General features: G+C 55.2%; 9 protein-coding genes. 7 read left to right on the forward strand and 2 right to left on the reverse strand.

From position 1 onward, the window contains the following. Positions 1-299: 299 nt before the first annotated feature. The 4 genes from ACN080_RS01755 to ACN080_RS01770 all read left to right on the forward strand — a co-directional run bounded on the left by ACN080_RS01755 (position 300) and on the right by ACN080_RS01770 (position 7,320). Complete coding sequence (locus tag ACN080_RS01755) at positions 300-1,877, forward strand: alpha-glucoside-specific PTS transporter subunit IIBC (RefSeq protein WP_419104941.1); 1,578 nt, start codon at positions 300-302, stop codon at positions 1,875-1,877. A 92-nt stretch (positions 1,878-1,969) separates the two neighbouring features. Continuing rightward, complete coding sequence (locus ACN080_RS01760) at positions 1,970-2,737, forward strand: MurR/RpiR family transcriptional regulator (RefSeq protein WP_419099358.1); 768 nt, start codon at positions 1,970-1,972, stop codon at positions 2,735-2,737. Continuing rightward, the gene (locus tag ACN080_RS01765) at positions 2,734-3,192 is read left to right on the forward strand and encodes a cell shape determination protein CcmA (RefSeq protein ID WP_419112889.1); all 459 of its coding nucleotides are present in this window, start codon (positions 2,734-2,736) and stop codon (positions 3,190-3,192) included. Before ACN080_RS01760 ends, ACN080_RS01765 begins: the two co-directional genes overlap by 4 nt. Positions 3,193-3,387: 195 nt before the next feature. Further along, positions 3,388-7,320, forward strand: coding sequence for a DNA helicase (locus tag ACN080_RS01770; RefSeq protein WP_419112890.1), 3,933 nt, complete (start codon positions 3,388-3,390; stop codon positions 7,318-7,320). A gap of 289 nt (positions 7,321-7,609) precedes the next feature. Here the strand turns inward: ACN080_RS01770 and ACN080_RS01775 are convergent, their stop codons facing one another. Then, on the reverse strand, positions 7,610-7,792 hold the full coding sequence (locus ACN080_RS01775) for an FmdB family zinc ribbon protein (protein WP_419099361.1): 183 nt from the start codon (positions 7,790-7,792) through the stop codon (positions 7,610-7,612). 40 nt (positions 7,793-7,832) lie between these two features. Beyond that, a complete protein-coding gene (locus ACN080_RS01780) occupies positions 7,833-8,447 on the reverse strand; it encodes a 5-formyltetrahydrofolate cyclo-ligase (protein ID WP_419110742.1) in 615 nt (204 codons plus the stop codon). Between the two features lie 93 nt (positions 8,448-8,540). Here ACN080_RS01780 and galU point away from each other — a divergent pair, with 93 nt between their 5' ends. From galU to ACN080_RS01795, 3 genes are all read left to right on the forward strand, one after another. Continuing rightward, positions 8,541-9,449, forward strand: coding sequence for a UTP--glucose-1-phosphate uridylyltransferase GalU (gene galU, locus ACN080_RS01785; RefSeq protein WP_419111042.1), 909 nt, complete (start codon positions 8,541-8,543; stop codon positions 9,447-9,449). 185 nt (positions 9,450-9,634) lie between these two features. Then, positions 9,635-10,522 carry a hypothetical protein gene (locus ACN080_RS01790; protein ID WP_419112891.1) on the forward strand — a complete coding sequence of 296 codons (888 nt, stop codon included), beginning with the start codon at positions 9,635-9,637 and terminating at the stop codon, positions 10,520-10,522. Between the two features lie 126 nt (positions 10,523-10,648). Then, positions 10,649-12,295 (forward strand): CHAD domain-containing protein, encoded by a 1,647-nt coding sequence (locus tag ACN080_RS01795; RefSeq protein WP_419112892.1) that lies wholly within the window; start codon positions 10,649-10,651, stop codon positions 12,293-12,295. Positions 12,296-12,561: the final 266 nt, after the last annotated feature.

Here is a 12,561-nt window from a genome sequence, read left to right on the forward strand (position 1 = left end):
CATTTATCCTAGGTAAAACCCCCGCCATAGCGCCCCCGGTAGTAGGGGCCCCGGGGCCGGTATTTTTACCGGCTCCCGTAAAACGTGCCAGTTCGTGGCATTAATTCCAAAGTGAGTACAAGCGGGGGACTAATAGAACAGAGGGTGATTAGATAGGCCTAGTACTTACACGGTCAGCACTTGACAGATCCCGCTTGCCCCAGAGGCAAAGGGACAGGTGCGACCTACACACGAAAGGTTCTTATCCGATGATGGAGAAGATTCAGAGGTTCGGCTCGGCCATGTTAGCCCCCGTCCTCATCTTTGCATTCGCCGGTCTTGCCGTTGGTATCGCTATCATCTGCAAGAACGAGCAGCTTCTAGGCGGTATTGCCGCTGAGGGTACCGGCTGGTATAACTTCTGGTCAGTCTGGGAGTCAGGAGCCTGGACCGTCTTTAACCAGATGGAACTCCTCTTTGTTCTGGGTCTTCCTATTGCCTTGGCGAAGACCGCTCAGGCCCGCGCGGTTCTTGAAGCGGGTATGGTTTACCTGACCTTCAACTACTTCGTTGCTTCAATCCTGAGCATCTGGGGCGAGAACTTTGGCGTTGACTACAGCGTAGATCTTTCAGAAGGTGCTGCCGGTACCGGTCTGAAGATGATTGCCGGTATCAAGACTCTGGACACCGGTATCTTCGGTGCTATTATCATCTCCGCCATCGTGGTCTGGCTGCATAACCGCTACTTCGGCACTAAACTTCCCGATTTCCTGGGTATCTTCCAGGGTACCCAGTACGTCTACGGTCTGGGCTTCTTCCTCATGATGCCTGTAGCTCTTGCCTTTGTCATGGTCTGGCCTACCATTCAGACCGGTATCGGGTCTCTCCAGGGCTTCTTCATGAACTCTGGTGTGTTCGGTGTTTGGCTCTACACCTTCCTAGAGCGCATCCTGATTCCCACCGGCCTGCATCACTTCATCTATACACCTTTCGTCTTCGGCCCGGCTGTTGTTCCCGATGGCATCACCAAGTACTGGGTTGCTAACCTGGATACCTTTGCTAACAGCACCACTCCCGTCAAGGAACTCTTCCCCGGTGGCGGTTTTGCCCTGCACGGTAACTCCAAGGTCTTCGGCCCTCTGGGTATTGCAGCGGCTTTCTTCACGACCGCTCGCCCCGAGAAGCGCAAGGAAACCCTGGCACTGCTAATACCGGTTTGCTTGACCGCAATGCTGATTGGTATTACCGAGCCCCTGGAATTTACCTTCCTCTTCCTTGCACCTCCGCTCTTCGCCGTCCACGCGGTTCTCGCGGCAACAATGTCCGCTACCATGTATGGCTTCGGCGTTGTGGGCAACATGGGCGGCGGTCTGATTGACTTCCTCTTCCAAAACTGGATCCCCATGTGGCCCAACCACTCAGGTATGGTGCTGACCCAGATTGCTATCGGCCTCTGCTTCACTCTTATCTACTTTGTGGTCTTCCGCTTCCTCATCCTCAAATTTGATTTCAAGACCCCCGGGCGTGAAGCCGATGGCGGCCAAACCAAGCTCTACACCAAGGCTGAATACAAGGAAGCCAAAAAGAAGGGTGCCCTGGGGGCTGAGGACGCCGCTGCGGGTCTTGCTACCGCAGAAGCAACCGACCCCTACACCCAGCGAGCAAGCGACTTCCTGGCTCTCTTGGGCGGCCCTGAAAATATCGCCCAAGTCAATAACTGCGCGACCCGCCTGCGAATCTCCGTTGATAACCCCGAGCTGGTGGGAACCGAAGCTGACTTTAAGTCAGCAGGTGCGCTTGGCCTGGTCAATAAGGGTAAGGCCCTGCAAGTCATTGTGGGTATGGACGTGCCCCAGGTCCGTGACAAGTTCGAGGAACTGGTCAATAAAGGTAAATAAGGCCTAGCCATTTATTTTTCCCATCGAGGGCTTCTGAGAAAACACCTATACTGTAATCACCGCAGTGACCGTGAAAGACTCAGGAGCCCTTGGTGGATTTACAAGAACTTGTCAACGCGCACCAAAGCCGTTTGAGCGACACCGAACGCGAGATACTCGCTTTCATGTTGAACAACGAAGAGTTTGTCGCCGATTCCACTATTAGCGCCCTGGCGCACAGGACTTTCACTTCAACCTCCAGCATCATCAGGTTGACCAAGAAACTGGGCTTCTCGGGTTTTGCCGAGCTAAAGTTCTTTGTCAAGAACTCCCTAGCTGGGCCCACGACTCCTCCTATTGATTTTCTGGAAAGCGGGCGCAACGACATCCTCACAACCTATGAGGGGTTGATGGCTACTGACTTCACGCCTATTGTGCAGAAGATTGACACCGCACGAACTATTTACTGCTACGGCACCGGGTTCGCCCAGCGGACCGCGATTCAGGAGTTCTCCAAATCGTTGCTAACCTGCGGAAAATTTACACACGTTATCCCTGCTTCGAGTGAGTTCAGGGGCAGCATTGGGGTGATGAAACCAGAAGACCTGGTGATCATTGCTTCCCTGTCCGGTGAAACCGAGAGTGCCCTACCCACAGTTCGGGCATTGGCCTCGAGGAAGGTGCCCATGATCGCTATCACGGCTCTGGGTGTTAACTCTATTTCGGCAGTGGCTGAGCACGCCCTTCACTATGAGAGCACCCCGACCGTGACCAGCATCCATACGGAGCCCTTCCACTCTTTTGTGACCTTGAGCGTGCTCTTGGACTATATCGTTCGCCAGTACATCCAGTACCTTGACCTTAAAGAAAAAGATTCATGAATTCCATCTTCTACGCCCTGCGTAACACCCAAAAACTGCGAACCTTTATGTTCTGGTACTGGATCGTTAGCCCCTTTATCTACTTTTCCTACCAGTATGCAGTGTCCCAAAGTGCGCAGGTGAGTATCAGAGAAATGCTCAACCAACCTGCTATTGCTCTAGCCTTTATCACCAGCTGTATTTCAATTATTATGGCCGGTCTACTTAGGGGCGCTGAGGTCGAGAACGAAAGCACAGAGCGTATTTTTGGCATTTTTGCCGTGGCGCAACAATTACTGGTCGGTAATATTCCCGGATTTTTGTTGAGCTATTTTTATACTCGTTCCCTCTGGGACGCCACTGGCGAGCCCTTCGCCCCCCGCATGAAGTGGGTGCTCCTGGGCGGCATGGCACTTACTGGCTTTCTCTCTTTGCTCGTTTTGGTCGCAAATTTTAACCTCTATATTGCAGGCTAGATAGGTTCCTAACCATCCCGGGGATTCTGCTCTCATCAGGAAAAGCTTGCCGCGTGAAGTCTTATTAGGCCATGTTCACACTTTCTCGAGTACAGCGGAAAGATAAGCCGCAACCAGTCTTTACTGCAGTAGTAGCTTGAAGGAGCAACTATGATAGTAGAGACATAAAAACGTGCAGAAAGCCAGAGTATTTCAGTGAACGAGCAGGTTGCCCCCAAACCAGCCTTGGGACATGACTATGCCCAGCCCCCTACCCCCCAATCAACCCGGGGGGATACTGGCGTTGGCACCGTAGCTGAGCACGCCCCAGATTCCTCCCCTGCGGTCACTGACGACCAGACCACCGCCCAGATCCAGGCTGGCCTTGAGGCCTGGGCTGAGCAGATGGAAATCTACACCGGCCCCGATGCCATGCTTGACTTCAATCAGGTTGACTATGTGCACATTGATTTGACTGAGGCAAATTCGTCGGGTGTTGCTCAGATGTTCATGGGGCGCAAGACCCGCCTATCGACCATTCTGCGCGATAAAGCAAGACTAGAAAGCGGCATGGTTGCCGCCCGGGCCTTACGCACTAAAATCTTTGAGCTGGCCACCAGCCACGGGCTAGACGCCGGCTACTTCGTAGCGGGTACAGCCTCCTGGCTCTCCCACGACATTCGTGAGGGCCGCATGATAGGGGAGAAACGTTTTATTGCCCCTATTCTGATGGCACCGCTCAGCCTGACCCCGCACCCCACCAGCGATGACTTTGAGGTTCAGATAACCGGCCCCGCCCAGCTGAACCCCGCTATGGTACGTCAAATCAAAAAAGAGTACGGGATTAACCTGGGCACCATGGACGTTGCTCAGCTAGCAAACTCCATGAGCAAGCTGGACCCAGAGCCCGTGATTGAGAGAATGAGGGCAACTACCGGGAATATCCCCGGCATGACCATTCAGTCCAACTATTTCATCTCAACATTTGCTGACCTGAAAGAAAGCACGGGTGAACTGCCGGCTGATGCCCACACCGATCTGGTGCGTGATATAGCCCAGCTCAAGCTCAACCCGCTTGAGAAGCCTTTTGTGGCACCGATTTATAACAACCGGCCCTCACTGGATACCCGTGACCCCGACACCGACATGCTGGTGCTTGACGCCGATGCCAGAGCTCAGGAAATCGTTGACTTAGCGCACCAGGGCCACTCCATGACCGTAACAGCGGCACCGGGCACCGATCAGCTGGGTACCGCAGTCAATATAGCGGCGGCCCTTATCCACCAGGGTAAGTCTGTTCTGGTGGTCGGTGAGAAGCGCTCAACCCTGGCAGATTTTAGCCGGGTACTCAACCGGGTTCACATGACTGATTTGGCCTTCACACTATTGGTTGAGCGGAGTCCAGAAGAGTACCGCCAGGAGTTTATTCAGGCGATTATTCGCGATGAGAAAGCACCCGCCCCAAACGTCAGCGAGATTCACCGGGAGCTTGTCGAAACCCGCAATAAATTACGCGGCCACACTGAGTCATTGCGCTTTACCGAGTCGCGCTGGGGCTGCTCAGTTTACGATGCCCTACAGACCCTAGCGGCTCTCACCGCGCAGGAAGAGCCCCCCGCCACCCGTGTGCGCCTACCCCGCAAGACTATGGACGCTCTGGTATCCCGTAGCGCTACCGTTCAGCGCCTGCAGAGGTACGCGGAACTGGGAGGTTTTCGCCCCTCGACCCGTGTCTCGGCCTGGTACAAGGCTAAGCTGGCCAGCGCCGAAGATACCGCTGCGGCTCACAACCTGGTTAAGAGTCTGAGTGCCTCGCTGGCAAATGTTTCGGCCAAGATGCGACTGATGGCTGATGAGACCGGTATGGAACAGGCCACCACCATGGACGACTGGGGCCTGCAACTTGATTTACTGGAGAGAATTTCGGAGACGCTGACCTACTTCAGGGCAGATATTTTTGACCGCCCGGTCACCGATTTAATTGCGGCAACCGCCAGCAGCACCTGGCGGCGCGAGCACGGCATCGAGATGTCAAGCATTCAGCGTACCCGCCTGCGTAAGACCGCTAAGGAACATATTGTCCCCGGTGAGTCTGTTCTAGACCTTCACGAGAGCCTGTTCATTGTTCAGGGCCAGCGGGAGGAATGGATTACCTGGGTTAAGGACCAGCGCCTTCCTCTAATTCCCCGGAACCTGGCTGAGTTGCGTGCTGATTACATGCGCCTGCTCGATGAGTTTACCGGTCTAGCTATCGTGCTGGAGGACTCACCGGCTGGTACCCGTTTCGCTCAGACCCGTTTGAGTGCACTTGAGAATCGCCTAAATTCTCTGGTGGAGGATCAGTGGTTGCTCCAGACCTTGCCAGAACGCGAAAGCCTCTACCGCCAGCTGTCCGAGATGGGGCTCTCGGAACTGCTTGCCGACTTTTATGAGCGCCAGCTTGATGCTGGGGCTGTCCCAGCTGAACTTGAGTTGGCCTGGTGGCAGACCGCTTTGGAAATGATGCTGGCTTCGCAAGAGCTTGAGATTCTCAACGGTGATGCCCTACGTGCCCTCGAGACCCGGTTCCGCAGGGCTGACTACTCCCATATCTCATCGGGGCCCGCGCGCCTGCACGCCGCTGTAGCTGATACCTGGCGACGTCGGATCCAGGAAGAAGAACAACAGACGGCTTACCTGCGGAGCCAGCTCAAGGCACACGAGTTTAACCTGGGACAGGTGCTGACACACTCACCTAAGATGGCAACCACGCTGCTACCCTTGTGGATTGCAAGCCCCTTCTCGCTATCGGGCAAGGTACCAACCAGCATGCGTTTTGATGCGGTAATCCTCCTCGATGCTGAGTCCACTCCGCTCGCGGCAAACCTGCCTGCTCTCATTCGCGCTGAACAGGTTATTGCCTTGGGTGACCCGCACAGCGGTTTCCCTGCACCCTTTATGGTCTCTGCTGTTGCACGGAACGCACCCCCTGTCCATGACCAGAAGATTGTCAGCACCTTTGAGGCGCTGTCACGGATACTACCGGGGCGTAGCCTCTCTACCGTAAACCGTGCTGTGGATTCGGCACTCTTTGCTTATCTCAACGAGCACTTCTATCGGGGTGAGCTATCAAGCTACCCCTGGGGCGAAGAGATCACCGATGACACTCCGGCCCTAACCGTGGAGTATGTCAACGTCACCGGCAAGGTTTCTGAGAACGCCAGCCTTGATTCGCCCAGCCCGGAGGTGCAAAAAGTCGCCGAGATGGTGATTGAGCACGCTTACCGTACCCCCAGGCAGACCCTGGCGGTTGTGACCGCTACAGCTCGCCATGCCCAGCGTATCGCTGAGGCTGTGCGTCAGATGCTGGTACGCTACCCGCAGTTCACCCCCTTCTTCGCTGCTGGTGATGAGTCCTTCCGTGTGGTCGATGTGTCTCGCGCGGTTGATATGGAACGCGACGTCATTATCTTCGCTTTGGGGGCTGGAAAACTTGCCCAGGGAGCGGCCCACCACTTTGGGCATCTATCTGAGCGGTACGGTCGTGAGAGCTTTGTGCTAGCTATGACCCGGGCTCGTCACCTCACCCGTTTTGTCACCTGTCTAAGCCCGGAAGACCTAGACCCCCAACGCCTCGAGTACGGTGCCTTCGATGTCTACCGCCTACTTCTTGCCTACCGCAAAGAGCAGGAAGCCAAGGCTCAGCGGCAGATGGCTGGACCGATTACCGATCAGTTGCCGGTCAATGAGTTCCTCACTAACGATCACCTCGAAGCAATTGATATGGGGGACTGGCTGCTCAATGATCTCTTGCGCCGTTTGAACCCTCAGTCCACGACCTTGCACCAGTCGCCGGTTCCGCTGCTGTCGCTGGTGATGACCAGTGATCAGGATTCACTGCTTGCCGGTGCGATGGCTAGCCCACGTACACGTAAGCTGATGAACGGTCAGGAACATGTCATTCCTGCTCGGGTGCCTTTGGCTCTTATCTCCGATGGTTCTGACGCCTATGCGGCTTTGAGCGTGCGTGAACGGTCCCGCCTGATTCCTGAGCTTTTAGCCCGTACCGGCTGGAATCATATGACCTGCTGGACCATTGAGGCCTTCTCTGACCCCGAAGCTGTTGTCCGCCGAATCAACAGCTACCTGGGCCTGGGGAAAGACAGCTAGCGCATGACTGCCTCAGAGAGCGCTCCGGAAGAGAGCAAGGATAATACTCGGTTCAGTCCGGTTCCTCGGCCTAGACGGGGCAACCGTCGCGCAAGGGGGGGCTCCCCCATCGGGGGGAAAGAACCCCGCCTTGCAGGTCTAGAGCCTCCTGTACGTCAGCTAGCACCTGAAAATGACGCTCTAGCAACCTGGCTCAAAGAGCAACGCCCACCGCACTACGAATAGGCACAAACACAAGAAGGCTCCCTCACCCCTATAGTGGGGGAGCCTTCATCCGTTTATGGCCTTTTTACTTGCTTTTATCGTTGGCGTAGAAGCCTGAGCCTTTAAAGACCACACCGACCTGGCCAAATTTCTTGCGGAGGGTGTCCTGCCCGCAGGACGGGCAGGTGGTGAGAGCTTGATCGCTAAAAGACTGGTGCTGTTCAAATAGGTGGTCGCAATTCTTGCACTGGTAGACGTAAACCGGCACAGTCGCTCCATTTCGGTGAGGTAAGTGTTATAACCGGGTGCTATTGTACTCTGTTCTTGCTGCCAGTACCCAGTTGCCGTAGTCCCTGCTCCGTCAGCGCGTAGTTGAGGGTTGCGTCCCACTCAGCGTGGGGGAGCCCATCGAGTATCTCGCGGGAGAAGACAAGACCGAGTGTTGAAGCATCCATTGCCTGGGCCGGCAGTAGCTTGAGAAGCCGGTCATAGTAGCCGCCTCCCTGGCCTAGCCGGTTGCCGTGCATATCGTAGGCTAGGGCCGGCACTAGCCGGATATCAGCCTCAAGAAAAGCCTCTGCCCCCAGCCTCTGACCTAGCGGCTCGGATATCCCTAAGGCATTGGTCACTAAGGGTGCCACCGGGCTCCAAAGAACCCAGGCCAGCTGACCATGAGGGAGAACAACGGGGACGAAAACACGGTGCCCGGCGCGGTGAGCGTAGGCTAGGCCATCGAGGATAGGTGGCTCAGTGGGTAGGGGCAGAAAAGCTGCTATGGTCGAGCCTTCGGGCGAAGATTCCCAGAGACTGCGTAGGTGACCGGTAAAGGCTTGGCTCACAAGGTTTAGCTGGCCAGTTTCCCGTCGCCGGTGCCTCAGATAAGCGCGTGCAAATGTCTTGTACTGGCTGGTAGCTGGAGACATGTTGATAATCTTTCGAGCCTAATGACGCAATTAATGGTGCACAATTTATCTAGCATATAAGCAGGTTATGCAGTGTTTTTAGGTATTCTGATGATTATGACAGAAAATAAATCACTTCCCGTGACCAAGGCGGTTATCCCCGCTGCAGGTCTCGGCACTCGCTTCCTTCCTGCAACAAAGGCAACCCCCAAGGAAATGTTGCCTGTTGTTGACCGCCCCGCAATTCAATACGTGGTCGAAGAGTCGATTCGTGCTGGCCTGAACGATGTTTTGATGATTACCGGCCGCAATAAGCGCGCCCTTGAAGATCATTTTGACCGCGTTCCTGTTCTGGAACAGCAGCTTGAAGAGCAGGGTAAAGATGCCTTGCTTCAGAGTGTCCTAGATTCCAACGACCTGGGTGAGATTCACTATGTCCGCCAGGGCGACCCCAAGGGGCTTGGCCACGCAGTTCTGCGCGGTAAGGTGCATGTGGGCAATGAACCATTCGCTGTCCTTCTGGGCGACGATCTCATCGATGAGAAAGAAGACCTGCTCTCAGAGATGGTTGCCGTTCAGCAGAAGACCGGTGGCTCCGTCGTCGCTCTGATGGAGGTACCCGAGGAACAGATTTCTGCTTACGGTTGCGCCGCTGTTGAAGCTGTTGAAGGTGAAGATGGCTTCGTCAAGGTAACCGGCCTGGTCGAGAAACCCGCAGCTGAAGAGGCACCCTCCAACCTTGCTGTGATTGGTCGTTACGTCCTTTCCCCCAAGGTATTTGAGGTGCTGGAAAATACCGCCCCTGGCCGTGGTGACGAAATTCAGCTCACTGACGCTCTACAGACTCTTGCACAGGGCTCAGGCCAGGGCGAAGGTGTCTATGGCCTTGTCTTCAAGGGCCGCCGCTTTGACACCGGTGACAAGCTCTCCTACCTCAAAGCCAATGTCATTCTGGCCTCCGAACGTGATGATCTTGGCCCCGAGCTACGGAGCTGGATTAAAGAATTCGCTGCAGAGCTCTAAAGACAATTTACAGCGCTAATTTTGATGCACGATCTGCGCCATGCAGGGTATCTACTTGGATGTCAAGTAGATACCCTGTTTTCTTACCTGAACCCGCCCCCGCAAAGCAGTGTCAGCGGGTGCGCTCTGCGATAGAATAGGTGAGTTACGTTTATACTTTTCTGCTATTGAGATGGGGGCTGTCTATGGAGCTGCTAAGCACCTCAGGCATTGTCTTGCTTGTTTGTGTACTTGCGGGGCTCTATCTGGTCAGCCGCCGCACAAAACCGCAGGGAACTGCGACGATTGGCGCCGAGAAATACGCTGCTGACGTCATGGAAGAGGCCCCTGAGCCCGCTAGCCCAGAGCGTTCACTCGAATCTGTGCAGACCCTTACCGCTAGATCAGAAGGATCCCCTTGGACCGGTTTCGTACCGCGTTGGGGCCGTCTGGCAATCTTCTCGCTAGCCTGCCTGGCCCTTTTCCTTGCACTGGTCACAGGTCTTATGAGCCTGTGGGCAAGCGCATCTTTCGCCTTCCCCCTGGTCTGTCTGCTTCTTGCTACCGGTTCTCTTACCTTCTTGCGTGTACTTGCAGTTCGAGACAGGGACCGCCGTCGTGCCCGTACCGCCCTGACCGTTGAGAAAGCTCGCAAGGCCCATCGTCCTTCGGGAAGACAGGGCGCTGAAAGTAGAGTGAACCCGCTTTCCCAGCCCGAAACTTCATCCATTGAACTGCGGCCTGCACCTGAGCGCCCTGCCCGCGCTCGTCAGCAGATGCCGGTTAGTCACGCAGCTAAAGCACTACGCAAAGCACGGACCCAGACCCCTGCGACCGCCCTGAGGCCCTCTCTGGCTCCTGCGGCTCAAAGGGACACCGAGCTTACCCCTCGCCTGAGAATGGACGAGGCTCTGCCCGATACTAGCTGGCAGATTACAGAGGTTCCCCGCCCGACCTATCTTGATGCACCCACAGCGCATAGGGAACTACCTACCGTGAATGAGTCAGAGCCTGAGCAACTGAGCCAGACTAAGACTCTTGCGGAGGCCGCTTCGCTCAATCTTGACGATGTCCTCAGGCGTCGGCGGGCCTAGACAAATCTGTGAGCCGTAGAGCTCATCGAAAGAACTGAATCAAGCGCCTGCCCTGAACCTAGGGCAGGCGTTTTTGCATGGGGCGGTTTAGCCGCTACCGCTGATCACCACAGTGAAGGATTCCTTATGGTTGCTCACCACCTAGAAGTTGAACGTAAATACGAGCTTGCAGACCTAGGCGGGCAGGCTCCGGTTATCGCCTGGCAGTTTGAGAGCTGGATAGCTGATACCCCTGTTGTAGAAGAGCTCGATGCAACTTACTTTGATACGCCGCAAGGTCAGCTCGCTGCCCACAGCCTTGCCCTCCGCCGGAGGCTAGGCGGGTATGACGAGGGCTGGCACATCAAATTTGATGTTTCTGGTGACCGCCATGAGGTAGCTTTCAGCCTGGCTGAGAACCCCGAAGATATGCCCGAAGATATTCGACGTTTTGTGCGGGTGCTGACCGCTGGCAGTGCACTTGAACCGCGAGTTGGTTTAGCTACCCACAGGAGCAGGACTGTTATCCGTAGTTCAGATGGCCAGGCACTGGCGGAAATCTGTGATGACCGTGTTCAGGCCCTTGACTACGCCACCGGAGTTGAGCGTGCCTGGCAGGAGTGGGAAATAGAACTTTTAGAGCCGGCGCAATCGGATCCCAACCTTGCTCACAAGGTATTCTCCACGGTCGAGGAGTTACTTCTAGCGGCAGGGGCAAGCCCTTCATCCTCTCCGGCCAAAATTGCGCGAGCGCTCGGAAAAGACGCTGAATTTGAGCGCCGCCGAGAGGCTCACCTCAAACAGTCGGAAGGCTTGCCCGAACAAGGGGTTGAGCTATCCCCGGTTGCCTCTGCGGATGCCGTTTGGCGGGATCCGGCTACATCGGCCGACATGCTGGCAGAGATTGTGAACCGGTACAGCATTGAACTGGGGCAGGCTGATTTGCTGGTCCGGGCAGGACTACCTGATTCCAGTCACCAGGGGAGGGTCATTGCCCGTCAGCTACGGAGCGTGCTTGCTTTCATGGCGGTTCCCTATGCCAAAGATGAGCAGGCTAAGGCGCAGCTTCAAACGATTTTAGGTGGTCTTAAAACCTATGCATCTGAGCTTGAACAGCATCGGAACGGCGAGCTTATCCTGCCTTTGGCTCAGTTAGGCCTTGCACGGACGCAGCTGCTAGGTGATAAGGACCTGGCTGAACTTGCTCATCTGGAGCAGGAACAGACACAGGAAGGCCTGGTGTCTGCTATGACCTACCTTGATTCGTCCCAGAGGTTGAACCTCCAGCAGTCTCTGCGTGATCTGCAAAAAGATTTGGATAGGTTTGTAGATTTACCTGCACAGTGTGAAAAGTACAGTGCTAAGGTCGCTCGGCGCTTACAAAAGAAGATGGTTAAGCAGGGACTTAAAGCGGTGAAAGCCTGGCCTGACTCTGCAGGGGACTTCGCGGTCACCACCGCTTACGATGATGGTGTTCATGACCTGCGTAAGCTGGCTAAAGCTACCCGCTACTGCCTGACTGCCTGCGCCGATGCAGGCATCTCTTTGAGCGAAGGCCAGGAGACCTTGCTCAAGAGCGCTCGCTTACTTCAAGCTGAGCTGGGCAAGCTCACCGATGAGTTGACTTTTCTTGACTGGCTTAAGGGCTTGAATGAGTCCTCCACTGCGGGGCTAAGCCCCTTTACTGTGGGTTGCCTTGCTGGGCGTAGTGAGCATGTAGCCCAGAAGCTGCGGGAAAGTATCCATTCATCTGTTCCCCCAGTCCTGCAGAAGATTAGGTCTATTGACCTTTAGAAGAGGCCCTCTGAGGCGGAGAACCTGGCGCGGTCAAAGAGAAAGGCGGAGGTGCTGGTTGCACCTCCGCCTTGCATCACACACAGGAAGAAAAGTTATCTTGTTGACCTCCTAGCAGGCCTTCCCACAAGGCCCTGAGCTATTTGGTAATAAAAATATAACCTAATTCTGTGGCCTATGGCTAGGGGGTCCCTGTAATTTTTTTAGATTTACCTATTCTTGAAGATAGGATAGCCTAAATTTTAAACTATTAGGCCATGTCAGGT

It is taken from the genome of Rothia sp. CCM 9416, assembly GCF_048513535.1.
In the GTDB taxonomy this organism is placed as follows: domain Bacteria; phylum Actinomycetota; class Actinomycetes; order Actinomycetales; family Micrococcaceae; genus Rothia.